The 25,588-nt window shown below is 68.3% G+C and carries 23 protein-coding genes; 5 read left to right on the top strand and 18 right to left on the bottom strand.

Features of this window, described 5'->3' with window-relative positions; translation table 11 throughout:
• Positions 1 to 150: 150 nt before the first annotated feature.
• Together AAHA49_RS08490 and dcd are read right to left on the bottom strand one after the other, a co-directional pair.
• Positions 151 to 1,164: a hypothetical protein gene (locus tag AAHA49_RS08490; protein ID WP_342037949.1), complete on the bottom strand. Its 1,014-nt coding sequence runs from the start codon at positions 1,162 to 1,164 to the stop codon at positions 151 to 153.
• Positions 1,161 to 1,739, bottom strand: a complete 579-nt coding sequence (gene dcd / locus AAHA49_RS08495; RefSeq protein ID WP_339391356.1) for a dCTP deaminase — start codon at positions 1,737 to 1,739, stop codon at positions 1,161 to 1,163. The genes AAHA49_RS08490 and dcd overlap by 4 nt, the downstream gene beginning before the upstream one ends.
• 395 nt (positions 1,740 to 2,134) lie before the next feature.
• On the opposite strand from dcd, the gene AAHA49_RS08500 reads away from it, so the two are divergent.
• The 3 genes from AAHA49_RS08500 to AAHA49_RS08510 all read left to right on the top strand — a co-directional run bounded on the left by AAHA49_RS08500 (position 2,135) and on the right by AAHA49_RS08510 (position 5,748).
• Positions 2,135 to 3,448, top strand: coding sequence for an LPXTG cell wall anchor domain-containing protein (locus AAHA49_RS08500; RefSeq protein WP_342037950.1), 1,314 nt, complete (start codon positions 2,135 to 2,137; stop codon positions 3,446 to 3,448).
• A 7-nt stretch (positions 3,449 to 3,455) separates the two neighbouring features.
• Complete coding sequence (locus tag AAHA49_RS08505) at positions 3,456 to 4,553, top strand: ABC transporter (protein WP_342037951.1); 1,098 nt, start codon at positions 3,456 to 3,458, stop codon at positions 4,551 to 4,553.
• Between the two features lie 235 nt (positions 4,554 to 4,788).
• Complete coding sequence (locus tag AAHA49_RS08510; protein ID WP_342037952.1) at positions 4,789 to 5,748, top strand: hypothetical protein; 960 nt, start codon at positions 4,789 to 4,791, stop codon at positions 5,746 to 5,748.
• Positions 5,749 to 5,780: 32 nt separating this feature from the next.
• Here AAHA49_RS08510 and AAHA49_RS08515 read toward each other — a convergent pair whose 3' ends face one another.
• From AAHA49_RS08515 to mmsB, 3 genes are all read right to left on the bottom strand, one after another.
• Complete coding sequence (locus AAHA49_RS08515) at positions 5,781 to 7,760, bottom strand: NHL domain-containing thioredoxin family protein (protein ID WP_342037953.1); 1,980 nt, start codon at positions 7,758 to 7,760, stop codon at positions 5,781 to 5,783.
• Between the two features lie 143 nt (positions 7,761 to 7,903).
• Positions 7,904 to 8,635, bottom strand: coding sequence for a YggS family pyridoxal phosphate-dependent enzyme (locus tag AAHA49_RS08520; protein WP_339391361.1), 732 nt, complete (start codon positions 8,633 to 8,635; stop codon positions 7,904 to 7,906).
• A gap of 166 nt (positions 8,636 to 8,801) precedes the next feature.
• A complete protein-coding gene (gene mmsB, locus AAHA49_RS08525) occupies positions 8,802 to 9,713 on the bottom strand; it encodes a 3-hydroxyisobutyrate dehydrogenase (RefSeq protein WP_339391362.1) in 912 nt (303 codons plus the stop codon).
• Between the two features lie 132 nt (positions 9,714 to 9,845).
• On the opposite strand from mmsB, the gene AAHA49_RS08530 reads away from it, so the two are divergent.
• The gene (locus tag AAHA49_RS08530) at positions 9,846 to 10,721 is read left to right on the top strand and encodes a LysR family transcriptional regulator (protein ID WP_339391363.1); all 876 of its coding nucleotides are present in this window, start codon (positions 9,846 to 9,848) and stop codon (positions 10,719 to 10,721) included.
• Positions 10,722 to 10,876: 155 nt separating this feature from the next.
• On the opposite strand, the gene AAHA49_RS08535 is transcribed toward AAHA49_RS08530, so the two are convergent.
• The 7 genes from AAHA49_RS08535 to rpmB all read right to left on the bottom strand — a co-directional run bounded on the left by AAHA49_RS08535 (position 10,877) and on the right by rpmB (position 16,800).
• Positions 10,877 to 11,623: a 3-hydroxybutyrate dehydrogenase gene (locus tag AAHA49_RS08535; protein WP_339391364.1), complete on the bottom strand. Its 747-nt coding sequence runs from the start codon at positions 11,621 to 11,623 to the stop codon at positions 10,877 to 10,879.
• A 135-nt stretch (positions 11,624 to 11,758) separates the two neighbouring features.
• Positions 11,759 to 13,114 (bottom strand): MFS transporter, encoded by a 1,356-nt coding sequence (locus AAHA49_RS08540; RefSeq protein WP_339391365.1) that lies wholly within the window; start codon positions 13,112 to 13,114, stop codon positions 11,759 to 11,761.
• Between the two features lie 394 nt (positions 13,115 to 13,508).
• Positions 13,509 to 15,575, bottom strand: coding sequence for a bifunctional copper resistance protein CopD/cytochrome c oxidase assembly protein (locus AAHA49_RS08545; protein WP_339391366.1), 2,067 nt, complete (start codon positions 15,573 to 15,575; stop codon positions 13,509 to 13,511).
• Between the two features lie 153 nt (positions 15,576 to 15,728).
• On the bottom strand, positions 15,729 to 16,016 hold the full coding sequence (locus tag AAHA49_RS08550) for an HU family DNA-binding protein (RefSeq protein ID WP_009376591.1): 288 nt from the start codon (positions 16,014 to 16,016) through the stop codon (positions 15,729 to 15,731).
• Positions 16,017 to 16,084: 68 nt separating this feature from the next.
• The gene (gene rpsN, locus AAHA49_RS08555; RefSeq protein WP_009376593.1) at positions 16,085 to 16,390 is read right to left on the bottom strand and encodes a 30S ribosomal protein S14; all 306 of its coding nucleotides are present in this window, start codon (positions 16,388 to 16,390) and stop codon (positions 16,085 to 16,087) included.
• A gap of 6 nt (positions 16,391 to 16,396) precedes the next feature.
• On the bottom strand, positions 16,397 to 16,564 hold the full coding sequence (gene rpmG, locus AAHA49_RS08560; RefSeq protein ID WP_009376595.1) for a 50S ribosomal protein L33: 168 nt from the start codon (positions 16,562 to 16,564) through the stop codon (positions 16,397 to 16,399).
• Entirely contained in the window at positions 16,564 to 16,800 is a 237-nt protein-coding gene (gene rpmB, locus AAHA49_RS08565; RefSeq protein ID WP_339391367.1) for a 50S ribosomal protein L28, read from the bottom strand. Before rpmB ends, rpmG begins: the two co-directional genes overlap by 1 nt.
• A gap of 693 nt (positions 16,801 to 17,493) precedes the next feature.
• Here rpmB and AAHA49_RS08570 point away from each other — a divergent pair.
• Positions 17,494 to 18,561 carry a protein kinase gene (locus AAHA49_RS08570; RefSeq protein ID WP_342037954.1) on the top strand — a complete coding sequence of 356 codons (1,068 nt, stop codon included), beginning with the start codon at positions 17,494 to 17,496 and terminating at the stop codon, positions 18,559 to 18,561.
• A gap of 410 nt (positions 18,562 to 18,971) precedes the next feature.
• Here AAHA49_RS08570 and AAHA49_RS08575 read toward each other — a convergent pair whose 3' ends face one another.
• From AAHA49_RS08575 to AAHA49_RS08600, 6 genes are all read right to left on the bottom strand, one after another.
• Positions 18,972 to 20,363 carry a dihydrolipoamide acetyltransferase family protein gene (locus AAHA49_RS08575; protein WP_342037955.1) on the bottom strand — a complete coding sequence of 464 codons (1,392 nt, stop codon included), beginning with the start codon at positions 20,361 to 20,363 and terminating at the stop codon, positions 18,972 to 18,974.
• 16 nt (positions 20,364 to 20,379) lie between these two features.
• On the bottom strand, positions 20,380 to 21,354 hold the full coding sequence (locus AAHA49_RS08580) for an alpha-ketoacid dehydrogenase subunit beta (protein ID WP_339391370.1): 975 nt from the start codon (positions 21,352 to 21,354) through the stop codon (positions 20,380 to 20,382).
• On the bottom strand, positions 21,354 to 22,448 hold the full coding sequence (gene pdhA, locus AAHA49_RS08585; protein WP_339391371.1) for a pyruvate dehydrogenase (acetyl-transferring) E1 component subunit alpha: 1,095 nt from the start codon (positions 22,446 to 22,448) through the stop codon (positions 21,354 to 21,356). Before pdhA ends, AAHA49_RS08580 begins: the two co-directional genes overlap by 1 nt.
• 436 nt (positions 22,449 to 22,884) lie before the next feature.
• The gene (locus AAHA49_RS08590; protein ID WP_339391372.1) at positions 22,885 to 24,402 is read right to left on the bottom strand and encodes a hypothetical protein; all 1,518 of its coding nucleotides are present in this window, start codon (positions 24,400 to 24,402) and stop codon (positions 22,885 to 22,887) included.
• The gene (locus AAHA49_RS08595) at positions 24,399 to 25,208 is read right to left on the bottom strand and encodes a hypothetical protein (protein ID WP_339391373.1); all 810 of its coding nucleotides are present in this window, start codon (positions 25,206 to 25,208) and stop codon (positions 24,399 to 24,401) included. Before AAHA49_RS08595 ends, AAHA49_RS08590 begins: the two co-directional genes overlap by 4 nt.
• Positions 25,205 to 25,450, bottom strand: coding sequence for a hypothetical protein (locus AAHA49_RS08600; RefSeq protein ID WP_339391374.1), 246 nt, complete (start codon positions 25,448 to 25,450; stop codon positions 25,205 to 25,207). The genes AAHA49_RS08595 and AAHA49_RS08600 overlap by 4 nt, the downstream gene beginning before the upstream one ends.
• Positions 25,451 to 25,588: the final 138 nt, after the last annotated feature.

A 25,588-nucleotide genomic window follows, 5' to 3' on the forward strand; every position in this document is an offset into this window, starting at 1 on the left:
TTTCGCATGGAACGCGGTGGTTCTCCCAATCAACGGACCCGGGCGCCATCGTCGTCGGCGCACCGGATGAGCGGGGCGGCGATCCCCGTGTCAGCGGGCGTCGAAGCGGGTGCGCTCACCCACCGCGCCGAGGCGGGAGAGCCTCGGAGGTCAGGAGCGCAGCTGCGACGTGGTGACAAGGAACCCGTTCTCGTCGAGGCCGATGCCGTCGCTGCGGGCGAGCAGCTCGGCGCCGATGGCGTCGACGAGCGAGGCCACCTGAGCGCGCATCCGCCGGAAGCGACGGTCGTGCCCGGGCCGGAAGCGGATCTCCTCGGTGTCCATCCAGTGCACGTGGTATTCGATCTGCGGCAGTTCGGCTGCGGCGCGGACGATCGGGGGCACCCACTCGGCTTCGGTCACGCGGATCTCGATGCCCCCCGCGGCTTCGTCGAGTTCGCCGAGGGGGATGAGCAGCGAATAGCCGTCGAGGATCACCGGTGCCGTGGCGTCGAAGAGCGGGTCGTCGAGGCTGGCCTGGGCGAGCACCGCGGTGTCCGGCGTCGGCAGCTCCTGCTGGAAGGCGTGCGGGGCATGGCGGCGGACGAGGGAGAGGGCGACCTCGGGTTCGAGCCAGTACGGCGAGTAGAGGTAGAGGTCGACCTTCGCCTCGGGGTCGGGCACGAGCACGCGCGTGCCCATGCCGACCTCGTCGGCGAGGCGCACGGCCAGGTGCAGGCGTGAGGCGATCGCGATGAGGAGACTGAGCGCCCGTTCCTCCTCACGGTCGGGCAGGCCCTTGGGGAATGCTTCGTGGAGGCCGTCGGCGTCTTCGAACCAGTCCGGCGGGGGCGCGGGCTCCCGGTCCCGCGGGGTTTCCAGGACGACGGCGTGACGCGTCCAGTCGGGGATCTCGAGGGCCGCGACGGCGGCGGGGTCGAGGTCGACGCCGGCGTGGAGGCGGGAGTGGCGGGAGAGGCGGACCTGGTCGTCTGCACTGAGGCGCGGGGGCACATCGGGCAGTCGGTTGTGGACGAGGGCGAGGACGTCGGAGACCTCGATCTCCTCGTCGAGGAGGAGGAGATGGCGAGCGCGCAGGTCAGCGAAGGCGTTCTCGGCGCTTGCGGAGGAGGCGGCGCGTTCCGCCTCTTCCCGCTGCCTCCTCAGCTCGCGCCGGGTGATCACATGGCCCTCCGGTAGAAGTTCGCATGCGACCGCGACGCCGTCGGACCGCGCTGGCCCTGATACCGGCTGCCCGTGGCCTCCGAGCCGTAGGGGTGGTCGGCGGCGGAGGAGAGCCGGAAGAAGCAGAGCTGGCCGATCTTCATCCCCGGCCACAGGGTGATCGGCAGGGTCGCGACGTTCGAGAGTTCGAGGGTGACGTGACCGGTGAACCCGGGGTCGATGAACCCGGCCGTCGAATGCGTGAGCAGTCCCAGGCGCCCGAGTGAGGACTTCCCCTCGAGCCGGGCGGCGACATCGTCGGGCAGGGTGACGAGCTCATGGGTCGAGGCGAGGACGAACTCGCCGGGGTGGAGGACGAAGGGCTCCTCGGGATCGACCTCGACGAAGCGGGTGAGCTCGGGCTGCTCGAGGGCCGGATCGATGACCGCGTACTTGTGGTTGTCGAAGAGCCGGAAGTAGCGGTCGAGGCAGACGTCGACGCTCGCGGGCTGGATGAGCGAGAGGTCGCACGGGTCGAGGGCGATGCGACCGGATTCGAGTTCGGCGCGGATGTCGCGATCGGAAAGGAGAGTCACACCTCCGATGGTAGTCGGATCGGCCCTCGCCGCGCAGTCACGGTACGGTCATACCCACGGACACCCACCTCGGCGGGGCCGGAATCCGGCACGACACGCCGTTACTTGGTCACGAATTGATAACATTTGTGCGATATTTCCTTGAATTCGCTCCGTGTGTCTCCACATGCGCCTGAGTGAATGCTCTAGAGTGGTGTGCTGTACGAACCCGCGCACGATGGTGCCTTCCTCTTCTCAGCCAAGGAATGCCGGGAGTTCCATCGCCTTTCGTGGGTTGACATCAACCGAAAGGCATTACTGTGAAGACCTCGCGTCTTGTGCTTGCCCCCGCAGTAGCCGTTGCATTGACCGGTCTCGCCGGCGCGCCCGCGCTGGCTGCGACTTCGTCTCCTACGGTGCCCAATGGCCCGCTCTGCGCCTATGACGACGCGCAGTCGAAAGCCGACCCCCAGAACGACTCCGCCGTCCCTGACGCGAAGACCCCGCAGGCCACCGTGGCCGAGGCGCAGGTCAGCCGGGACGACATCGCGGACAAGAAGAAGGGCATCGGCTTCTCCGGCACCGGGTTCACCCCCGACGATAAGGCCACCGTGACGGTCGTCGGCACCGACGGGACGCCGTACACCCCGGACACCCAGCTCACCGTCGATGAGAAGGGCCAGGTCAACGGCACCTACTACTTCTCGACGACCCAGGACGCAGAGGTGCCGCTGGGGACCTACACGCTCTTCCTCACCGATCTCAAGACGAAGAAGGACTCCTCGAAGGTGACCTTCGAGGTCGTCGCGAAGGACGCGGACAAGGACGATTCGGGCAAGGGCTCCACGTGCGAGCGCCCGACCGCGCCGGCCCCGTCGACCACGGCGCCCACCCCGTCGGAGACTGCGAAGCCCACGGAGACGGCCAAGCCGACCGAAACCGCGAAGCCGAGCCCGACGGAGACGAAGACCGAGGAACCGGCACCGTCGACCACGGCGCCCAAGCCGACCGAGACGGCCAAGCCCTCCCCGACCGAGTCGCAGAAGCCGACCACCGCTCCCAAGGAGACTCAGACTCCGGAGCCGACGGAGACCGCGACCGAGACCCCGACCGAGTCCGAGACGCCCACGCAGAGCCCGTCGGAGTCGACGACGCCTGCTCCGACTCCGTCGGAGACCAAGACCGGCGAGACCACCGCTCCCGTCAGCCCGGGTACGGATGAGAAGAAGCCTGCTGCGGCAGCGCAGTCGCTCATCATCGACCCGACCGAGATCAGCTCGGAGGACTTCCTCAACAAGGGAGTCAAGCTCGGCGTCACCGGCGCTCAGCCCGGCGAGAAGATCACGATCGTCGTCGAGCACGCACAGGGCAAGGTCGACCGCTACACGATGACCAAGGACGCCGACTCCGAAGGCAAGGCGACCTTCGGCGTCCAGGCCAAGGTCAAGGCCGTGCTCGGCACGTACAACGTCCGTGTCCAGGCCGAGAGCTTCGACAAGCCGCAGGGCGGCAGCTTCACCGTCGTCACCAACGGCACCTCCGTCAGCGAGGGCAGCGGCAGCGGCAGCGGAGACAACGGCGGCAGCGCGGCGTCGGGAGACCTGCCGCGCACCGGTGCCGAGATGACCGGACTCGCGCTCGGCGCGGGCCTCCTCGTCGTCGGCGCGGCAGCCGTGGTCATCACCCGTCGCCGGGCCAACGCGGCCGCCGACGATCCCGCGGAGTTCTGACGATCCGTTGAGCAGAGAACTGTCCCTGGCGGGGCTGCACCTCGGCGGACGCCCGATCGACCTCGGTCGTCTTCGAGCTGGGACGGTTCTCGGTCTCATGGGCAGCGCGGACAGCACCACTGAGGTGGTGCTGTCCGCGGCAGCCCAGCCCGGCGTCGCTCCACCCCCACAGTTCCCGACCGGCTTCCGGTCGGGTCGTCTGCGTGTGCGCAGATGGATGCGGTCGTACCTGCGCGCCGCCGATGCCGATCCCGGGGAGGCGGCATCAGCGGCGGCGCTGAGCAGATTCGGTCTCGAACCCACCGTGCTGCGTGAGCGCATCGGCGACCTCGATGCGGCGACGCGGGCCAAGCTCGTCCTCGCCGCGGCCTGGGCGACCGGGTCGGAGTGGCTGACGTTCATCGACCCATTCGCCGGGGTTCCCGGTCACGTCCGCACCGGTCTGCGCGCCCGCCTCGCCGACCTCGCCGCCGCCGACGACCGCGGCATCGTCCTCAGTTCGACGACCCTGACGGACTTCATCATCGCCGAGGCGGGTGTCGCCGACGTCGAGAAGGGCGAACTCGTCGCCTTCGGCTCTCTCGCCTCCGTGGTCACCGAGCCCCGCGGGTCGCTGCCCGCCGAACTCACCGGGGTCAACATCTGGTCCGGTCTCGCCCGCAAGGGCTGGCTGTCGATCGGACATTCCGCGGTGCGGGCACGCACCGAATTCGACGGCAAGGTCTTCGTCACGCTGCCCTGGCGCAGCGCCGTGGTCTCACTCGACGAACACGACCCCGCCTTCACCTCGGCGGCGGTGTTCGAGGCGATCGTCGTGGGCCTGCGCGACCGCGGATCGGCCATCCAGGCGAAGCTCTCCCCCGTCGACACGGAGATGGGGCTGGCACTCGACGTCGACCTCGCCGATCTCGCGCATCTCGGCGGGGGCGGGGGCGACAGCACCGCGGATACGGAGGCGGACGGTGCGGGGGTCGGCACGGGATACGGCATCCTCCACCCCGGCCTCGGCGAAGATCTGCCCGCGCTGCGACGCAACGTCAAGGTGGGCACGCATGTCTTCGTCGACGTCGACACCTCTGCGCTGCGGGCGTACTCGGTCGAGTGACCGCGGCCGCGACTGCGCGACTGCGGCCGCCACGCCGCGACTGCGACCACCTCGGCGGGACAATGCGGTCGGCACACCGCGACACTGTGACCGCCTCGGCGCGCACGCGTGAGTCCGACAGGCCCGCTGTCCACTAAACTGGATTCGTCATCCCAACCGAACCGGCGTGCGCCGTTTCGGCACTCGGCCGCCCTGACCCCCGGCCGAGTCATCCCCGAGCCGAACAGGAGAGGCCATGCGACCGCCCCGCGCACTCCTCATCTCGGCTCTCGTCGTCATCGTCCTCACCGTCGCCTCGGTGCCCCTGCTCAACGTCACGGTCTACACGCCGGCGCGCACGGTCGAGGCGTACATGTCCGCGATCGAGGCGGGCAACGCCGAACGCGCCTTCTCCTACCTCTCCTCCCCCACCCCGGGATCGACGCTCGCACTCAACCAGGACGTGCTCTCCGCGTCCCCGGACCTGCCCCGCGAGGCCTCCGCCGAGACGCTGTCGACCGAGGGCGACCGCGCAACGGTCCGGCTGTCCTATGTGCTGTCCTCGCAGACCCGCAGCATCGACCTCACCCTCGTGAGGCTCCCTGCCGCCGCCGGCCTCTTCGACCGGTGGGCGATCGAGCAGAAGGCGTGGCCCACCCTCGACCTCGACGTCTCGGGGTCCTCGACGGCCACCGTCAACGGCTTCAGCGTGGCCGCCGGTGAGGTCCCCGTGCTCTTCCCCGCGACCTACCTCGTCGGGTTCGACGCGTCGTTCCTCAAGTCGAAGTCGGAGCGCGCCGAGGTGACCGGTCCCGGCGACTCCCCCACCGTCACGCTCTCGCCGGAGCCCACCGCGAAGCTGCAGGAGGCCGTCGCGAAGCAGGTCGACGAGCATCTGAAGAACTGCGTGAAGTCGAAGACGCTCATGCCCTCCGGCTGCGTGTTCGGCTACGAGACGGACAACGAGATCCTCGGCGACGTCGAATGGTCGATCGTGCGCGAACCGAAGATCAGCCTCACGGCCTCCGGCGGCGACCTCGAGCTCACTCCGGCGACCGCCGAGGTGCGGATCAAGGGCCGCTACCGCGACATCGTCACCGCCGACGAGCAGAACCTCGACGAGACGCTCTCGTTCGTCCTCGGCGGGTCGGTCGTCGTCAAGGCCTCGAAGGTGCGCGTCGAACCGCGCCGCCTCGGCGAAGTCTCGATTATGTGACGAGGCCGTCGGGTCTGGTGCGATTTGTTCGCTCAGGCGCCGCGGAGGTCGAGGTCGAGGGCCGACGGGCCCGCCGCGGTGAGGTCGAGCGGGATCCCCCAGTCCTGCTGGTAGAGATGGCACGCGGCGTGGAGCGGGATCTCTCCGCCCGGTTCGCCGTCGCACGCGGCCGCGCGGGCCGTGACGTGGAGAACGCCCGAGGTGAATGCAGGGTCGATGACGATGTCCCGACTCAGCCCCTCTGCCCCGCCGGACCCGGAGACGATGAGCTCGGGCGGCGTCGACGACACCTGGAGGTACGTCGGATCACCCCACCGGTCATCGAGCTTCTGACCGGCGGGGACGGTGAAGCTCACGCTGATGGACACCGGCCCTGCGGCGAGTTCGGTCGAGGGACGGTGGCTGGTCTGCGCGCCTTCGTCGACACGCTGGGCATCCTTGGGCAGGGTCACCCGGGTGAGCGAGTGCGCAGCGGATTCGACGACGAGGAGTGCGGCGTCGCCCTCGTCCCCGACGACGAGGATGTCGGAGGGCTCGCGCAGACCGCGAGCCAGGGTCGAGACCTCGTTCGTCACCGGGTCGAAGCGGCGGATCGCCCCGTTGTACGTATCGGCGATCGCGAGCGTGCCGTCGGGCAGGGTGCGCACGCCCAGCGGATGCTGGAGCCTCGCCTCGGCGGCCGGACCGTCCCGGAACCCGAAGTCGAAGAGGCCGACGCCGACGAGCGTGCTCGCCTCACCCGTGGCCGGGTCGAGTCGGCGGATCGCCGAGGTCTCCGAATCGGCGACGATGACCGTGCCGTCGGGCTGGAGGTCGAGGCCCGAGGACTGCGCGAACCACGCGGTCTCTCCGTCGCCGTCGACGAGTCCTTCGTTCATCGTCCCCGAGAGCAGGCGGATGCTGCCGGTGACGGGGTCGAACGACCAGACGGTGTGGTTGCCGGCCATCGCGACGACCACCTCGGCGGTGGAGGGGACGAAGAGGACGTCCCACGGGGAGGAGAGCTTGACGTCGAGGGTGGGGCCGTCATAGCGGCCGAGCGCGCCGTGCGTGCCGCGGACGTTGTCGATCGCCCCGACCATGTGCTGCTCACCGGTGCCGGCGATCGTCGTCACCGTCTCCGTCGTCAGGTTGATCCCGCGGAGGACGTGGTTGACGGTGTCGGCGACGACGAGGTGGTAGCCGACCTGGGCGGCGAGGTCGTCGGGCAGGACGGTGATGCCGCCGGGCTCGCTGAACTCGGCGGTGTCGAAGTCGCCGTCGGTGAGGCCCCGCTCCCCGGTGCCGATGCGGCGGAGCACGGTCTGGGCGTCGGGATCGTATTCGACGAGGCTGTGGTGGCCGGAGTCGGCGACGAGGAGGTTGCCCGAGGGCAGGACCGTGACCTTGCCGGGGTAGAAGAGTTCGGTCTCCGGGGCCGGCGGGGGCACGTAGGGGCCGTCGCCGGAATGGAGAGTGCCCTTCGCGGAGTGTTCGGCGATGAGGCCTTCGATGATCTCCCCGAGACCGGCACCGTGGCCCTCACCGGAGAGGGTGGCGACGAGGTAGCCTTCGGGGTCGATGACGGCCAGGGTCGGCCATGCGCGGGCCGTGTAGGCCTGCCACGTGATGAGGTCGGGGTCGTCGAGGACGAGGTGTTCGACCTGGTAGCGTTCGACGGCCTGGTCGACGGCCTCGACGGTGCGTTCGAACTCGAACTTCGGCGAGTGGACGCCGATGATGACAAGCTCGCCGGAGTACTTCTCCTCGAGCGGGCGCAGTTCGTCGAGGACGTGGAGGCAGTTGATGCAGCAGAACGTCCAGAAGTCGAGCAGGACGACCTTGCCGCGCAGGTCGGCGAGGCTGAGTTCCTTGCCGCCGGAGTTCATCCACCGGCGCCCGAGGAGTTCGGGGGCGCGCACCTTGGGTTCCCGTGTGCGAGGCGTGTCAGGGGTGTTCTTCGCCGTGGGGTCCTCGGCGGTGGGTGCGGTGTCCTCAGCGGTGGCCGGGGAGCTCTGCGGGCTGACGTTCATCTCCCCATCGTCTCAGATCCCCCGCCGAGGCGGCAGGGCGGCTGTCATCCTGGGACGCAGTGGGCACGGGGTGAGGTCGCAGGCGGAGCGGAGCGGGTGCCGCATCGCCGTCGCCGGTCTATGTGCAGTCGCGGGCACCAGGCTCACGTGTAATCGCGGGCGCCGAAGACGCTCGAGCCGATGCGCACCATCGTCGCGCCTTCGGCGATCGCGAGTTCGAAGTCGCTGCTCATGCCCATCGACAGCTCGGTGGCCTCCTCCGGAAGCACCCCGGATTCGCGGAGGCGGGCGCTGAGTTCGCGGAGGTCGGCGTAGCTCGGGCGGATCTCCTCGGGCGTGCTGCCGGGCAGGCCGATCGTCATCAGACCCCGCAGGCGCAGGCGATCAAGACGGCGCACGGACTCGACGAGCGCCTCGGCGTCCTCCGGGGCGACCCCGGACTTCGAGTCCTCGCGGGACGTGTTGACCTGGACGAAGACGTCGATCGTGGAGTCGAGGACGTCGAGGCGGTTGGCGATCTTCTCGGCAAGCTCGAGGTTGTCGACGGACTGGATGCACTGGGCATGCCGGAGCGTGTGGTTGACCTTGTTCTTCTGCAGGGGGCCGATGAGGTGCGCCTCGTGGGGCAGGTCGGCGAGGTCCTCGGCCTTCGCGACGAGCTCCTGGACCTTGTTCTCCCCGATGAGGTCGAAGCCGTGCTCGATGGCCACGCGGATCTTCTCCGCCGGTTGCGTCTTCGTCGCGAGCAGGATGCTCACCTCGTCCGCGGACCGGCCGCTCGCCTCGGCGGCGGCAGCGGTGCGGCCTGCCACCTCGTCGAGGCGGGAGCGGATGTCGGCGGCTTCTTCAGGTGTCAGAACGTCGGGCGAACTCATGTCTCCAGTCTCGCATGAGGTCGGTCGACGCCTGCGTGCCGGTCTGCGCCCATCATGAGACGACTGTGCGCCCCTTCGCGGGTGATCTCGGCGTCGAGATCACCCGCGAAGGGGCGCAGAATCCTCAGGGCTGCCGGCTGCGGCGCCTGGCCTGCCGGCTGGGGACTCAGGCGTCCTTGGGCAGGCCTGCGGCCTCGGGGTCGATGTTCCGGATGATCGCGGTCGTGTCGAGTCCCTCGAGCCCTTCGTCGACGAGCTTCTGCAGCTGCGCGTAGACGAGCGAGGCCGCGGGCAGGTCGACGCCCTGCGATTCGGCTCCGGCGAGCGCGAGTCCGACGTCCTTGTGCATGAGCGCCGTGGCGAATCCGGGCCGGAAGTCGTTGTTCGAGGCCGCGGTCTCCGTGACGCCCGGCACCGGGTACCACGTGCGCAGCGGCCACGAATCGCCGGAGGAGACCTTCGCGATGTCGTAGAACGCCTTCGGGTCGAGGCCGAAGCGCTGCGCGAGCACGGCGCCTTCGACGACGCCTTCGAGGCTGATCGCGAGCATCATGTTGTTGACGATCTTCGCGGCCTGACCTGCGGCGTCACCGCCGGCGTGGAAGATGTTGCCGGCCATCGGCTCGATGAAGGCCTTCGCCTCGGCGACATCGGCATCGGAGCCGCCGAGCATGAACGTCAGGGTCCCGGCCTGGGCGCCGGTGACTCCGCCGGAGACGGGTCCGTCGACGAAGCGGAACCCGGCGGCCTTCGCCTCTTCGTGCAGGGCGCGAGCCGAGTCGAAGTCGATCGTCGAGGAGTCGACGAGGAGGGTCGAGGGATCGGCGCTCGCGAGCACCCCGTCGGGGGCGAGGTAGACGGTGCGGGCGTGTTCGCCCTTGGGCAGCATCGTGAAGACGATGTCGACGTCGGTGACCGCCTCGGCGATCGAACCCACCGGGGTCACACCTGCCTCCGCTGCCGCGGTCACGGCCTCGGGGACCACATCGAATCCCTTGACGGTGTGTCCGGCCTTGACCAGGTTCGCTGTCATCGGCCGTCCCATATTGCCCAGGCCGATCCATCCGATCGTCGCCATCGTATGCCTCCTCGCATCGAGTTCTCGTGTGTTCCCCTTCACATTACGCCAGCCGGGCACTCGGGGATCCGCCGGGTCGGGCACCTCTTCCGCACCCGCAGTGTGCATGCACGCAGATAGAATGAGCAGACTATGGCCGCACATGCACCGCTCGGTTCCGGCAGGCAGATCTCACCCGAGGATCTGCTCACGCTGCTCGCCGTCGCGCGCCTGGGGAAGTTCACGGCGGCCGCGCACAGTCTCGGACTCAACCACACGACGGTGTCACGGCGCATCGCCGCCCTGGAGAAGGCCTACGGTCAGCGGGTCCTCGTCGCCTCCCCCGACGGCTGGGAGCTGAGCACGGCCGGTCGACAGCTGCTGCCGATCGCCGAGGACATCGAGTCGGCGCTCGGGCGCATCGACGCCCCGGAGACCTCGGCGCTCTCGGGCACGATCCGCATCGCCTGCCCGCAGGCCTTCGCCCTCGAATACGCGGTCCCGGCGCTCACGGACCTGCAGAAGAGCCACCCGGGTCTGCAGATCGAACTCATCACGGCCACACAGCGAGCCCGCCAGTACCGGTCGGGTGTCGACATCGAGGTCGTCGTCGGCCGTCCGGACTCCCCGCGCAGCGTCGCCAAGCGCATCCGCGACTACCGGCTCCAGCTCTACGCCTCGCAGGACTATCTGCGCACGCATCCGGTGCCGGTCACCCTCGACGACCTCGCCGAACACCGCATCGTCTACTACATCGAGAACTCACTCCAGGTCGACGACCTCGACGAGGCCTCATCGGAGATCCCCACAGGCAAGGGGTTCTTCCGTTCGAACTCGGTGCACGCACATGCCCGGGCCACGGCGAACGGGGTGGGCATCGGCATCCTGCCCGACTTCCTCGCCCGTGACGACCCGAGTCTCGTCCAGGTGCTGCCGGACCTCTTCTCCAAGCGCGTCTCCTACTGGGCTGCCGTCCGTCACGAGGCGCTGCGCAATGCGGGCGTCCGCAGCGTCCTCGAAGTGCTCTAGGCCGCGCGGGCGCTCACTCTCAGCCACCTTCCGGTCGCTGGGCAACCCGGCGCAGAGTTGCTGAGCGCCCGGAAGGTTGCTCGACTGGAGGCAGCGACGCCCGGAGGGTTGCGCTGCGCCCGGAGGGTTGCTCGTGCGGAGCATTGTTGAGCGGCTCAGGCTGCGGTCCAGCCTCCGTCGACGCTGTGCGCGGCCCCCGTGACGACGGCGGCGGCATCACTGGCGAGGAAGAGTGCGAGCTGGGCGATGTCCTCGGGTTCGGCGAGCTTCGGCACCGCCGAGTGGCCGAGGAAGACCTTCTCGAGCACCTCGTCCTCGCTGATCCCGTTCGTCCGCGCCTGATCCGCGATCTGCCCCTTGACCAGGGGCGTGAGCACGTAGCCGGGGTTGATCGCATTGCACGTCACCCCGTACGGTCCCGCCTCGAGCGCCGTCGTCTTCGTCAGCCCCATGAGCCCGTGCTTGGCCGCGACGTACGCCGATTTGTTCGGGGAAGCGCGCAGACCGTGCACCGAGGAGAGGTTGATGATCCTCCCCCAGCCCTTCGCGTACATGCCCGGCAGCGCGGCCTTCGTGAGCACGAACGGCGCCTCGAGCATGAGGGTCATGATGAGCCGCCAGTCGGCGAGCGGGAACTCCGGGATCGGGTAGATCCGCTGGATGCCGGCATTGTTGACGAGGATGTCGACGTCGAGGTCGATCCCGTCGAGCGCCGAGGTGTCGGCGAGGTTGACGGCCCACGCCTCACCGCCGACGGCCGTCGCGACGGCGTCGGCCGCCTGCGCATCGACGTCGGCGACGGTGACGCTCGCCCCCGCCGCGGCGAAGGTCTCGCACATCGCCTTGCCGAGCCCTGAGGCCCCACCGGTGACGAGCGCGCGCTTGCCTGAGAGATCGACCATGGTCCGTCCTCCTTGTGTGAGTGTGGTGTGCTGCTCCCCGCCGAGGTGCGGCAGTCGCGACCGACTCCGCCCCGCCTCGGCGAGGTGGCACGCGGACCGCTGCCCCACCTCGGCGAGGCAGCGGTCCGAGGAATCTCAGCGCTTGCCGGCCAGGCGGCGCTCCTTGTCCTTCGCGTCGAGCGAGTGGAGGTCGATGCCCTTCGTCTCGCGGGTGTAGATGAGCGCGACGAGGGAGATGAGCGCGGCCACGGCGAGGTAGATCGCGATCGGCACCGAGGAGCCGAACTGGTCGAGCAGGGCCGTGGCGATGATCGGGGCGAAGGAGCCGGCGACGATCGCGGTGACCTGGTAGCCGGTCGAGACGCCCGAGTTGCGCATGCGGGTCGGGAACATCTCGGCCATGATCGCCGGTTGGCCGGCGTACATGAACCCGTGGAAGACGAGGCCCAGCAGCAGGGCGAGGAAGATGAGCCCGGGCTTGCCGGTGTCGTACATCGGGAAGGCGAAGAAGCCCCAGGAGGCGGTGAGGATGATGCCGATCGCGTACGGCGGCTTCCGTCCGATCCGGTCGCCGAGGGCGCCGATCATCGGCACGAGCAGGGCGTGGATCGCATGCGCCCCGAGCAGGAGGCCGAGGATCTCGCTGGCTTCGATGCCGACGGCGACCGCGAGGTAGGTGATCGAGAACGTCACCACGAGGTAGTAGTGGATGTTCTCCACGAGCCGCAGGCCCATGGCGGTGAAGACCTCGCGCGGGTAGCGCTTGAATACGGCCTTGACGCCGTAGTCGACACCCTCTTCGATCTCCTCGGCCTGGATCTTCTCGAAGATCGGGGCATCGGAGACGCGGGTGCGGATGTAGTAGCCGATGAGGACGATGACCGCCGAGAGCCAGAACGCGACCCTCCAGCCCCACGAGAGGAAGGCCTCTTCGGACAGGGTCGAGGTGAGGACGAAGAGGACACCGGTGGCGAGCAGGTTGCCCAGCGGCACACCCGACTGCGGCCACGAGGACCAGAAGCCGCGTTCCTTGTCCGGTGAGTGCTCGGCGACCAGCAGGACCGCGCCGCCCCATTCGCCGCCGACCGCGAAGCCCTGGACGATGCGCAGGAGGACGAGGAGGATCGGGGCGAGGTAGCCGATCTGGTCGAAGGTCGGCAGGCAGCCCATGAGGAAGGTCGCCGCGCCGACGAGGATGATCGAGAGCTGAAGGAGCTTCTTGCGCCCGAACTTGTCACCGTAGTGGCCGAAGACGATGCCGCCGATGGGGCGGGCGATGAAGCCGACGGCGTAGGTGGCGAAGCCGAGCAGGATCGGCGTCAGCGGGTTGTCCGACGGCGGGAACAGGATGAAGTTGAACACCAGGGTCGCCGCCGACCCGTAGAGGAAGAACTCGTACCATTCGACGACGGTGCCCGCCATCGAGGCGGCGACGACCTTGCGCAGCTGCGCTCGGATCGACTTCCTCTCCGCATTGCTCTGTGCACTCATGACTCTCCTTGGTTTCCACGATCCGCGTCCCCATTGAGCGGGCAGACCGTTCTGCTGTGGCGGCAAAGGCGGCGATCCGGCAGCGGCGGCGACCTCGACGATGAGGTCTCTGCCGCGGCCAGCCGCGCCGACATCCACCGCTGCGGTGAATGATGCTCAAGAAACAGTGTGCGCCATCACATCGGCGATTGGGGCGCAACAGGGTGAGAATTCGGGAATTCGGCGTGCACATTCGCGCACATCATGTGTGCGTGATGAGTGGGTCGCCGAGGCGGTCGCCCGGATCCGGTGTCCCCGACGCGGGCAGGTCGCTGCCGCTGGGACCGGAGTTCAGCCTCGGCGGGGGCCGACGGTGGCGGGCTTGAGTCGACCGCGGTGCGGCTGGATCCTGGCGTCAGCCTCGGCGGGGGCCGGCGTTGGCGTCGCGTTCGGCCATCTGCGAGAGCATGTCGTTGTACGCGCGCAGCTCAGCATCGCCGGTGCGGGCCTCACGACGGTCGACGCGCTTCGCCTCGCGGTCCGAGGACTTCGACCACTGGAAGGCGACCATGATCGCAAGGAACAGGGTCGGGATCTCGCCGATGCCCCACGCGATCGCACCACCGCGCTGCTGGTCCTCGATCGCCGTGTAGCCCCAGTCGGTGCCCATATTGCCGAACCAGTCGCCTTCGATGAGGACCTCGGAGCTGAGCAGAGAGATGCCGAAGAACGCGTGGAAGGCCATCGTGATGAGCAGCATGAGCAGGCGCAGCGGGTACGGGAACCGTTTGACGCCGGGGTCGATGCCGATGAGGGCCTGGGCGAAGAGGTAGCCGGCGCCGAGGAAGTGGACGAGCATGAGCTCGTGCCCGATGTGCCATTCGAGGGCGTACTTCATCAGGCCCGCGTAGTAGAAGACGACGAGGGAACCGGCGAAGTTGACGCTCGCGACGATCGGGTTGGCGAGGAACCGCATGTACGGGGTGTGGACGAGCCACAGCACCCATTCGCGGATGCCCCGGGAGCCGTCGGTGCGGGCCGTGGTCGCGCGCATGAGCAGGGTGATGGGGGCGCCGAGGACCATGGGGATCGGCACGACCATGACGAGCATCATGTGCTGGATCATGTGCGCGGAGAACGAGACCTCGCCGTAGACCTGCACGCCGCCGGAGGTGACGTAGAGGAGCCCGATCATGCCGATGATCCAGCTGACGAGGCGGAAGACCGACCACGTGTCGCCGCGGCGGCGCAGGTGGATGAAGCCTGCGACGTAGGCGATCGTCAGGCCCACGGAGACGACGACCCAGAGGGGGTCGACGGACCATTCGGAGAAGAAGCGGGAGAAGTTCGGCGGTGGCGGCAGCTGCTCGCCGGTGAGGATCTCCGAGGGCGTCGGATTGCCCACGGGTTCCTGGGACACGGGCGGCTGCGAGCGCGACAGAGCCACGGCCAGGCCCATGGTCGCGCCGAAGATGACGAATTCGACGAGGATGAGGCGCCAGAACTCGACCGTCGCCGAGGCGGCCCGACCGAGGCGGGCGATGACGAACCGACGATGCCAGAAGCCGATGAGTCCGAGCAGGATCGTCGCGAACGACTTCGCGATGATGACCTGCCCGTAGGGGGTCATGAGGTCGTCGAGGTTCTCCACCCGCAGCATCGAGTTGACGACACCGGAGTAGGCGACGACGACGAAGGAGAAGAGGGCGATCGCGGAGTAGCGGGAGATGAACGTCGACAGCTCCGGGGACTTCGCGAGCTTCGCACCGAGCAGCGCGATGACCGTGAGCCCGCCGAGCCACAGGCAGACACCGAAGAGGTGGAGGCCGATGCTGTTGACGGCCTGCGTGTGACCGGTCGCCGAGGCGGAGTGGCCCATGAGGGCGAGCGGGATCATCACGCCGATCGAGAGCAGGGCGGCGAAGGCGAGTCCGAGATAGGAGCGGGACCCGAAGCACAGGGTCGAGGCGACGGCGATGAGGACGACGATGAGTGCCCAGTACTGGCCGAAGGCGATCTGGGTGAGGAAGACGCCGAGCTGGTTGGAGAAGTTGAGGTAGGCCTGCGCGCCGACCGTGGAGACGAAGGTGAAGAGGAGCACGGCCACGGCCGAGACGGTCCACGCCACCGAGGCGGCCTCGGCGATCTTGAGCGACTTCTCCCACAGGGCGTCGAAGGGCGTCTCGTCGTCCTTCGGGGCCTTCTGGCCCTTCTTCGTGCGCACGCGTCCCTGCGTGCGAGGAAGGATGAGGAGGGCGAAGAGGAGAGCGCCGATGGTGAGGCTCATCGCGAGGTTGAACACCATCTTCGCGGCGGGCAGTCCGAAGCGGACGATCGCGCCGGGGTCATTGATGACCGTCGGTTCCGCGGCTCCCGTGTAGAGCATCGCGACGAGTCCGGCGCCGAAGCCGAGGAGGGCGAGGATCGGGATGGCTGCGCGAGCGGTGAATCGGATGATCGGCTCGTTGTCGTGAGAGGTCACAGATGTCCGCCTGCCGATTCATGCATGGGTTCAGAATATCGTCCCGGGGTCGCCGGGCGCGAACTCGTGCCCGCCGAGGTGGTGCAGATTACCCCGGAAAAGCAGATGACCCGGACCATTCGGTCCGGGTCATCTCGCGCTTGAGCGCGAAGGTCACTTCGGGGTGCCAGCGGCAGCCTTGAGCTTCGAACCAGCGGACAGCTTCACGGAGTAGCCGGCCTTGATCTCGATCTCTTCACCGGTCTGCGGGTTGCGACCCTTGCGAGCGGCACGCTCGGTGCGCTCGACGGAGAGCCAGCCGGGGATGGTGAGCTTCTCGCCCTTGCCGACGACATCGGAGAAGACGTCGAAGACACCGTCGAGAACATCCGAGACCTGCTTCTGGGTCAGGCCGGACTTCTCGGCAACTTCTGCAACGAGCTCACTGCGGTTCTTAGCCATAAAAGTGTCCTCCTTAGGACAAGTCGGTCAGTTACCGGTCCGTTTTCCGATAACGAACTCCCTAGAGATTACCAGCTCGACTTGGTGATGCCGGGCAACTCGCCGTCATGCGCCATTTCGCGGAAGCGGACACGCGAGAGTCCGAACTTGCGCAGGTAGCCGCGGGGGCGACCGTCGACCTGGTCACGATTGCGCACGCGCACAGGCGAGGCATCGCGGGGAAGCTTCTGCAGGCCGAGGCGTGCTTCTTCACGCTGCTCGTCCGTGCTGTCGGGGTGGGTGAGCTGACGCTTGAGGGCCGCACGGCGCTCGGCGTAGCGTTCGACAATGACGCGACGCTGCTTGTCGCGGGCGATCTTGGACTTCTTAGCCATGTGGGCTCAGCGCTCCTCTCGGAAATCGACGTGCTTGCGGATGACGGGATCGTACTTCTTGAGCACGATGCGGTCCGGGTTGTTGCGGCGGTTCTTGCGGGTCACGTAGGTGTACCCGGTGCCGGCAGTCGACTTGAGCTTGATGATCGGACGAACGTCTTGGGTCTTCGCCATCAGAGCTTCACTCCCTTGGCAATGAGTTCGGTGACGACGGCGTCGATCCCGCGGACGTCGATGACCTTGATGCCCTTGGCGGACACATTGAGGGTGACGTTGCGGCGCAGCGACGGCACGTAGTAGCGCTTCGTCTGAATGTTCGGGTTGAAGCGGCGCTTGGTGCGGCGCTTCGAGTGGGACACATTGTGTCCGAAACCGGGAACGGCCCCGGTGACTTGGCAGGTTGCTGCCATGACTCTCCTCCAGTTCACAAGTTACCGACTCTCGAAACAAGCTCGTTCGCTTGCGCCGATGTCGGAAGACATCAACAAATTCATGCGATGCTGCTGTGCAGGGCAGGCGCCTTCTCGGTCGCAGACTGCGGTCCGGTCGGAGACGGCTGTGCACCCGTGCACGCGGCGTTCGCAATGGAAATTGTGTACGCCGAAACAGGTATGCCCGTTCGGGCGAGATGTCTCACCAGCGCTGAAGCCGTAGCCTGTGAGAGATGGCCGAAGCTGGAGTGCAGCGGTGGGTGAGCACCATGTCGGTCGCGGCCGATCGATCGAGGACCGATCTGTCACGACACAACAGACATCCAGTCTAGAGAGAGTCGGGCCTTCTGGGCAAATTCACACCCTCCGCGGCCCCCGGCCCAGGTGGGGAGACGGCCGCACCAGGTCCGCCTCGGCGGGAGATCCGCCTTTCAACTACCTGCCGGTAGGCGTGTCGCCCGGATCGGCGCGGATCGCGCGGGATCCCTGCGGATCGGCCGACCGCTGCTGCCGAGCCCGCTGGGTCGACGGCGGCGTTCTCAGGGAAGGGCCGCCCCGGCGATCACTGCAGGTGTAAGGCTCGCCAGCGCGTGCGAACCGTGTTGAAGACCCACCGAACTCGTGCCAAGGTAAGAAGATGACTGCCACCATATCCGGCACTCTGGAGGGCAGATGAGCGACGTTCCACCGAGGCCGCGCATCCGTCCCGCGACCAGTGACGACTGGGAACCGACCGATCGATCCGGCCGGGGCGCTCAGGCTCGGCCGCAGGGATCGGATCGTGACGCGAACCCGGCCGATGCCGAGTTCGATCGTTCGACGTACTACGAGTACATCGAACGCCACACGGGCGACTTCCCCGTCTCGCAGACCCGCCGGGCCAACGTCTTCGCCCCGGCCGGCAGCTCCCCGTTCCAGGATCACCTCCACGCGGGCGCGCGCGAGGCCGAAGGCTCGCGTGATTCCAGGTCCCGTTCGGGTGGTCGTTCAGGTCCTCGCCGAGGCGGCGGACCGTCTGGGTCGACCGATTCCGGTGGTTTCGGTACGGTCGGCGGGTCGAGCTCAGCCTCGGGCTATGGGTCCTCGGGCTATGGATACGGCGGGGGCTACGGGACGGGTCCCAGCGGTGTCGGGCCGGGCGGGCCCGAGTCGGGTCAGGCACCGGCGGTCGGGCCGAAGCGCACGGGTCTCAAGGTCACGGTCGTCGTCCTCGCGATCCTCACGGTCCTCGCGCTGCTCGCGTTCTTCGGAGCCCGGTGGCTGGCTCCCGATTCGGGCACCGTGCCCGTCGACGTCGGTGGCGAGGCGACCTCCCAGGCACCGTCGCCGAGCGACGAACTCGTCCGCCCCTCATCCTCTCCCGAAGACGAACTCGACGGCTTCGTCGAGTCGGATGCGTCGAAGGCCTCGGCTCTCGAAGGCCAGTGGGTGACGCAGGTGAGTGCGAAGAAGGTCGGCATCGAGGCCGATGGGAAGACGTGGTCGGCGCAGGACATCCTCGACGAGTTCAAGGCGAACCAGGTCAAGTACCCGGGCTCGATCCTCATCTACAGCGGTGACTGGAAGGCGTACAAGTCCGGCGACTACTGGGTGACCGTCGTCGATACGCCCTACAAGGACTCCAAGCCTGCGCTCGAACAGTGCCGAGCGTGGGGACTCGATCGCGACCACTGCCTTGCCAAGCGGCTGGTCAAGGACGGCGAGTACTCCGAGAAGAACAGCGCCTATCTCGACAAGTAGGGCGCGGGGCGGCCGGTCCGAATGCAGACCACGCGAACGCCCCTCAGGCGTATGAACCACGTCGGGCGCACAAACCACCTCTGAGCGCACACGCTACCCGCAAGCCGCACAAACCACCTCTGAGCGCACACACCACCTCTGGCTTCACACAACGCCCCCGAAGCCGCTCGTCCTACCCGTGCACGTGTAGGACAAGCCGCTGAGGCGACGTTGTGCTCGAGCGCCCGTTCCGGCGCGCGGCGCGGCGCGGCCGGCGCACGGCGCGGCGCGGCCGTCGTGCGGCGAGCGGCGGCCGAGCCGTTCTGCATGGGGATGCCCCGAACGCGACTGCGCGCCGGACGGTCTCCCATCCGGCGCGCAGTCGGGCCGAAGCGGTCAGGCCTCAGCAGTCGATCGTGCTCAGCGCAGGCTCATGCGAGGAGGACGCTCGGGTCCTCGAGGCCACGGCCGACGTCGGCGAGGAACTTCGAGATGATCTCACCGTCGACGACCCGATGGTCGGCGCTCACCGACAAGGTCGTGATCTCGCGCGGGACGATCTCGTCGTCGACGACCCACGGCTTCTTCCGCACCTGCCCGAACGCGAGGATGGCGGCCTCACCAGGGTTGATGATCGGCGTACCGGCATCGACGCCGAACACGCCGACGTTCGTGACGGTGATCGTCCCACCCGCCTGATCGGCCGGCGGGGTCTTGCCCGAGCGGGCCAGGGCCGTGAGGTCCTGGATGCCCTGCGCGAGCTGCGTCAGCCCCATCGTGTGCGCATTCTTGATGTTGGGCACGATGAGCCCACGCGGGGTCGCCGCGGCGATGCCGAGGTTGACGTACTTCTTCACGACGATCTCATCGCCCTCGAGCGAGGAGTTGATCCGCGGGTTGCGGGCCACGGCCCACGCGACGGCCTTCGCGACGATGAGCAGCGGGGAGACGCGAACGTCCTCGCCGAGGACCTTCGATGCCTTGAGCCGCCGGACGAACGCCATCGTCTCGGTGACGTCGACGTCGAGGAACTCGGTGACGTGGGGCATCGTGAACGCGGAGTCGACCATGGCCTTGGCCATCATCTTCACCACGCCCTTGAACGGGATCCGCTCCTCGAGCTCCCCGGACTCCCCCGCCGAGGCGGTCGCCCCGGAGGCAGCAGGAACCGCAGCCGTCGCGGTGCCCTCGGCTGCCGCCTGGACGTCGGCGCGAGTGACCTCGCCCCGCGACCCGGTCGCCGTGACCGTGGCCAGGTCGATGCCGAGGTCCTTCGCGAGCTTGCGGACCGGGGGCTTGGCCAGGGGCTTCGCACCCGTACCGCCGGCACTCGCCGAGGTGGCCTCCGCCGGAGCCGGAGCCGGTGCAGCCGGTGCCGCAGCCTGAGCAGCAGCGGGCTCAGCAGCCGGCGCCGCAGCGGGAGTCGCGGCCGCGCCCTTGCGGGGGCGGCGCTTCGACGAGGCGGCCTTCGCGCCGTACCCGACGAGTGTGGCTCCGCCTTCGGCATCGGCGCCCTCCGAAGCCGGCGCCTGCGTTTCGGCATGGGGGGCAGGCATCGTCTCGGCCGCCTCGGCGCCGGAGTCACCGGCACCACCGAAGCGGATGATCGGGGTGCCGACCTCGACGGTCTGACCCTCCTCGACGAGGAGGGCGCCGACGGTCCCGGCCTGCGGGCTGGGCAGTTCGACGAGGGACTTCGCGGTCTCGATCTCGACGAGGATCTGGTTGACGGTCACCTCGTCGCCGGGGGCGACCTTCCAGGACACGATGTCCGCCTCGGTGAGGCCTTCGCCGACGTCGGGAAGAGGGAATTCGTTTGCCATGCTTGCTCTCCTTACGTCAGTAGGCCAGGGCCCGATCGACACCGTCGAAGATGCGATCGAGGTCGGGCAGGTAGTGCTCTTCCATCCGCGAACCCGGGTACGGGGTGTGGTACCCGCCGACGCGGATGACCGGGGCCTCGAGGCTGAAGAAGCAGCGTTCGGAGATGCGGGCGGCGATCTCCGAACCGAGTCCGAGGAACGTCGGGGCCTCATGCGTGACGACGAGGCGTCCCGTCTTCGCCACCGACTTCTCGATCGTCGTGAAGTCGATCGGGTTGAGGCTGCGGAGGTCGATGAGCTCGACGCTCTTGCCCTCCTCGGCGGCCGCTGCGACGACGTCCTGCGCGGTCGGGATGAGCGGACCGTAGGCGACGAGAGTGACGTCGGTGCCCTCGGAGACGACGCGCGCATCATGCATCGGCAGGTCCCTGCGGCTGGTGTCGACGTCCCCGCGCTGCCAGTAGCGGCGCTTGGGTTCGAAGAACATCACCGGGTCGTCGCTCTTGATCGCGTCCTGGATCATCCAGTACGCGTCGTTGGCGTTCGACGGACTGATGAGCCGCAGACCGGCATGATGGGCGAAGACGGTCTCCGGGCTCTCCGAGTGATGCTCGGGTGAGCCGATGCCGCCGCCGTAGGGCACGCGGATGACCATCGGGATGCGCTCGTTGCCCAGGGTGCGGTTGTAGAGCTTCGCGACCTGGGTGACGATCTGGTCGTAGGCGGGGAAGATGAACGCGTCGAACTGGATCTCGACGACGGGCCGGTAGCCGCGGATCGCCATGCCGATCGAGGTGCCGACGATGCCGGACTCGGCCAGCGGCGCATCGATGACACGCTGCGGGCCGAAGTCCTTCTGCAGTCCCTCGGTGACGCGGAAGACGCCGCCGAGCTTGCCGATGTCCTCACCAATGAGGACGACCTTCGGGTCGTCCTCCATGGCCTTGCGCAGACCGGCTGTGATCGCCTTGGAAAGCGGAAGTTTCTCCATCAGGCCTCACCTGCATCGGCGAATGAGGCCTGGTACGCGAGGTATTCCGCACGTTCCTCATCGACGAGAGGGTGAGGTTCGGAGGTGACATGGGCGAACATCTCGACGCCGTCGGGATCTTCCATGGTCATGCAGTTGTGGCGGATGCGCGCGGCCAGGGTGTCGGCTTCGGCGTCGACCTCCGCGAAGAACGACTCGTCGGTGTCCGAGTGCTTCTCGAGGTAGGCGCGCAGACGCGTGATCGGATCGCGGTCGGCCCAGATCTCCTCTTCGGCGCGGTCACGGTACTTCGTCGGATCATCGGCTGTGGTGTGCGCGCCGCGACGGTACGTGTAGGCCTCGATGAGCATCGGGCCGTTGCCCGCACGCACCGAGTCGAGGCTGGCCCGGGCGACGGCGTACATCGCGATGATGTCGTTGCCGTCGACGCGGATGCCGGGCACACCGAAGCCCTCACCGCGACGGTAGAGCGGCGCCGGGGTCTGGACGTTCGTCGGCTCGGAGATCGCCCACTGGTTGTTCTGGCAGAAGAAGAGGACGGGTGCGTGGAAGGCGCCGGCGAAGGTGAGCGCCTCGGAGACGTCGCCCTGCGAGGTCGCGCCGTCGCCGAAGCACGCGATGGCCACGGTGTCGCGCTCGAGGTCGCCGGTGCCGACGTCGCCGTCCATCGCCACACCCATCGCGTAGCCGGCGGCGTGGAGCGTCTGCGAGCCGATGACGATCGTGTACGTGTGGAAGCGGTGGTCCTGAGGATCCCAGCCGCCGTGGTTCTGGCCGCGGAAGATGCCGAGCAGGGTTTCGGGTTCGACTCCGCGGGTGTAGGCGAGGCCGTGCTCACGGTAGGTGGGGAAGACGAAATCCTGGGGGCGCGCTGCGCGTCCCATGCCGATCTGAGCGGCCTCCTGGCCGAACATCGGCGCCCACAGGCCCAGCTGACCCTGGCGCTGCAGTGCTGCGCCCTCCGCATCGACGCGGCGGACGAGGACCATGTCCCGGTAGAACCCGCGCAGATCCTCGTCGGTGAGCTCTGCGGCGAAGGCGTCGTACTCGCCCGAGGCGACACGGTTGCCGTCCTCGGTGAGCATCTGAATCATCCGAGGCTCCGCGGACTGACTGTGGGCAGTCCCGGATCCTACTGAAATGTTCGAGGTCATTTCAGTTCTCCTTTGTTCAAGGTCCGACCCACCGGAGGTGACCAGTGGCGGACTGGGTGCTGCGGGTGGGACCTCTGATGGGAGGACTCACCCTCGAGTGATGCGATTCACAGGTATGTCAACGATACCGAATCGCCTCACGCCGTGCCACTGGACCGGTGTGTCGACAGACTCGAGCGGACACGTCGCCCGCTGCGGCTCCGACAGGTCATCGGTCGTGGTCAGCCTAGGGGTGTGACCTGGGGTTGTGCGTGATCCGCCAAAGGTCTTCGGCGGGCTTTGTCGATCCTCGCCGAGGTGGTTGGGAGTCCGACCACCGCACGTCCGAGGAGTCCGTGAGCAGGCTCCGCCAGTCCCCTGATCACCCGTGACCGCGTCAGGTCCGCTTGCGTTTGCCCTGGTAGTCCCTGGTCTGCGTGATCTCCCCGGAGAAGAACCGGGCGTTCCTGTCCGTGAATCTCCTGAGACCGGGGTTCCCGGCTGCGACCATGAGGCCGAGCGACGCGGAGTAGGCCGCCGAGGAGTGGGCGTCGCCGGCCGAGGAGAACATGGCGTCGAGTTCCGCATCGGACTTGCCTGCGAGGTTCGGCGCCTTCCGGAGTTCGTCGGGATCGTAGTCGACGGTGATCGTCGACCAGCTGTCCCGCGCGGGGTTCTCGTTGCCGTCGAGGTCGGGCACGAGATCCTGCTCGTGTTCGATCGAGAGGACGTCGATGCTCTCGTCGATGGGGAAGTCGGAGACGGGTGCGCCGACCGTGACGAGGGCGGTGACGTTGACCTCGGCGAGGAACGCCGGGTCGGCGGCGAGCGATCCGGCGGTGATCCCGCCCTGCGAGTAGCCGACGAGCATGACCTCGTCGTCGGGGCCGATGCCGGCGTCGGCGATCGCCTGCCTGACCATCTCGCGCATGACCGTGTCGTTGCCGGCCATGCCCTGGACGTTCGTCGTCAGGTCCGTGGTGTTCTCCCCCGGTTCGGGCGACCAGTCGGTGGTCGCGGGCACGTAGACGATGTAGCGGGTGGTCCCGTCGGGGGATCTCACCTCCTCGATGCGCACCTGTCCGGAATCGACGCCGCGGTGCTGGGCGGCCTCCCGGTCGTAGAGTTCGGCGACGTCGGCCGGCGGCTTCTCATGTGCCGGGGTGATGCCCTCGGCCTTCCAGACCTCGACCTCGGAGGGGGTGAGGAGTCCGACGAGGTTCGCCGCGGCGAGCACCCACGCCGTCATCGAACCCGAATCGTGGGGCCACAGCTTCGTGTCCGAGTCGACGTCGAGCAGACCCGGTGGCAGGCCCATGAAGCCGATGACCATGCCGGGCAGCACGTGTTCGATGACGGCCCCGGTGACATCGGAGTTCTCGAAGACGAGGGCGACGAAGTCCTCCTTCAGCTGCGCTGCGGTCTGGGAGAGGTCGATGCCGAAGCGCTTCGCGACGGCGTCGTCGAGCCCGGTGGCGTCGAGGACCGTCCACCCGGCGTAGGCGGGAACCCCGACGGCGATGGCGACGGGGATGACGACGGGCAGGCTGATGGCGATGAGGCGACCGGTGACCCAGCCGAAGCCGTCGAGGAGTCCGCCGAAGACCTCGCTCACTCCCTTCTCCGCGCTCCGGTAGGCGAGCGCGGCGGCGCGGATCGCGAGCACGGTCCCTTCGAGTTCGGCGATCACGAGGGCGAGCTGCCCGTGGTACTCGAGACGGGCGGCATCGAGCCGGAGAGCGGTGAGCGGGGCGGGCACCTGGGTGAGCAGGGTGGCGAGGTCGAAGTCGTCGGCGAGTCCCGCGGTGGTGAGGTCCCCGATCCGGGCGCCGAGGCGCTCGAGGTCGTCGCCGCTGACATCGATGCGGTCGTCGATGCTCACCACCCCGCCGCCCCGGGACCGCGTCGCGATCATGGTCGCACCGCCTCGGCGACGGTGAGCCGGGTGAGCATCGAGGCGATGAGCATCCTCACCGCGCCGTCGGGCATCTCCTCCATGCCCGCGACGGTCATCCCGTTCTCGTCGCGCTCGAGGAGGGGACGCGACCACGTCCCGGACGTCCGGTTGAGGAACTCCATCCCCGGTCGCCCGCTCTCGCCGAGGCGGCTGAGCGTGAGCACGCAGTCGCCGGCGATGAGGTCCGAGAGGTCCTCGCAGACGGCGGCGACCTCAGGGAGGTCGAGGCGGCGGAGGAACTGGAATCCCGCGAAGTCCGCCAGCTCGGCCCCGCGCAGGGCGAGCATCGCCAGGCACATGCCCTCGCCGACCGCGAGTTCGAGGTGGACGGCCTCCCGTGCGGCCCCGACGACGAGGGTGATCCGCGACCGGGCGAGGTTGAGTTCGGCGGCGAATCCGGCCAGCCACGCGGAGAGGACGTCGAGGTCGCGGGGTCGGACCACCTCGGCGGGAAGTCCGTCGGGGCCGGGGACGGTCGGTGACGTCACGGTGATCCCCGCCGAGGCGGCCGCCCGCGTCATCGTCGACCGTGCAGCCGGATCCGGTCGGTCGGATCGGGCGGGTGCTGAGTCCGGAGCGGGCTGGGGTGCTGAGTCCGGAGCAGGCGCGGGTGCGGAGGCCTCAGCAGGCCCGGGTGCCGAGTCGCAGGCTGCCGCGGGCAGGAGGTCGCGGGGCCACAGACGCAGGAGTCGGTCGGGCAGCCGGAGGATCCGTCCGACGTCGACGACGATCCACTGGGCACCGAGCACACCGGAGGCGTTCACAGCTGCAGCCTCCCGCCCACGGAGACGACCTGGAGGTGGAGGTCGTAGGCTTCGGCGAGGTCGTCGGCACGGTCGGCGAGCACGCCGATCGCCTCGGCGCAGGAGGCCAGCCGCTCAACGAGGAGGCGTCCCGCCGGGGAGTCCCACCCCTCGATCCGGCGGGCGGCGTTCGCCAGCGACCGCAGTTCGTTCGCTCTCTGCCTCCATCCGTCGCGGCTGGCGGCGAGTTCGTCGGTGATCATCGCGGTCTCCTCTCCGATCGCACCTGGTCACCCCCACGCTAGGAAGGGATCACGGTCGGGCCCAGAGGCGGTTTTCGGCCTGTGGATACCGTGTGGGCGTCCACAGGGTCCCAGCACGCGAGTCCCGGCGCCGTCCAC

Origin of the sequence: Brevibacterium ammoniilyticum (assembly GCF_038429965.1) — a bacterium.
Classification (GTDB): domain Bacteria; phylum Actinomycetota; class Actinomycetes; order Actinomycetales; family Brevibacteriaceae; genus Brevibacterium; species Brevibacterium ammoniilyticum.

Coding starts and splice junctions, on each gene's coding strand:
- AAHA49_RS08530 (WP_339391363.1), top strand. CDS start 9,846: ATGGCCGCACATGCACCGCTCGGTTCCGGCAGGCAGATCTCACCCGAG.
- AAHA49_RS08515 (WP_342037953.1), bottom strand. CDS start 7,760: ATGAACGTCAGCCCGCAGAGCTCCCCGGCCACCGCTGAGGACACCGCA.
- AAHA49_RS08580 (WP_339391370.1), bottom strand. CDS start 21,354: ATGGAGAAACTTCCGCTTTCCAAGGCGATCACAGCCGGTCTGCGCAAG.
- rpsN (WP_009376593.1), bottom strand. CDS start 16,390: ATGGCTAAGAAGTCCAAGATCGCCCGCGACAAGCAGCGTCGCGTCATT.
- AAHA49_RS08510 (WP_342037952.1), top strand. CDS start 4,789: ATGCGACCGCCCCGCGCACTCCTCATCTCGGCTCTCGTCGTCATCGTC.
- AAHA49_RS08520 (WP_339391361.1), bottom strand. CDS start 8,635: ATGAGTTCGCCCGACGTTCTGACACCTGAAGAAGCCGCCGACATCCGC.
- AAHA49_RS08600 (WP_339391374.1), bottom strand. CDS start 25,450: ATGATCACCGACGAACTCGCCGCCAGCCGCGACGGATGGAGGCAGAGA.
- AAHA49_RS08540 (WP_339391365.1), bottom strand. CDS start 13,114: ATGAGTGCACAGAGCAATGCGGAGAGGAAGTCGATCCGAGCGCAGCTG.
- rpmG (WP_009376595.1), bottom strand. CDS start 16,564: ATGGCGAAGACCCAAGACGTTCGTCCGATCATCAAGCTCAAGTCGACT.
- AAHA49_RS08570 (WP_342037954.1), top strand. CDS start 17,494: ATGAGCGACGTTCCACCGAGGCCGCGCATCCGTCCCGCGACCAGTGAC.
- AAHA49_RS08590 (WP_339391372.1), bottom strand. CDS start 24,402: ATGATCGCGACGCGGTCCCGGGGCGGCGGGGTGGTGAGCATCGACGAC.
- mmsB (WP_339391362.1), bottom strand. CDS start 9,713: ATGGCGACGATCGGATGGATCGGCCTGGGCAATATGGGACGGCCGATG.
- AAHA49_RS08550 (WP_009376591.1), bottom strand. CDS start 16,016: ATGGCTAAGAACCGCAGTGAGCTCGTTGCAGAAGTTGCCGAGAAGTCC.
- AAHA49_RS08575 (WP_342037955.1), bottom strand. CDS start 20,363: ATGGCAAACGAATTCCCTCTTCCCGACGTCGGCGAAGGCCTCACCGAG.
- rpmB (WP_339391367.1), bottom strand. CDS start 16,800: ATGGCAGCAACCTGCCAAGTCACCGGGGCCGTTCCCGGTTTCGGACAC.
- AAHA49_RS08535 (WP_339391364.1), bottom strand. CDS start 11,623: ATGGTCGATCTCTCAGGCAAGCGCGCGCTCGTCACCGGTGGGGCCTCA.
- pdhA (WP_339391371.1), bottom strand. CDS start 22,448: ATGATTCAGATGCTCACCGAGGACGGCAACCGTGTCGCCTCGGGCGAG.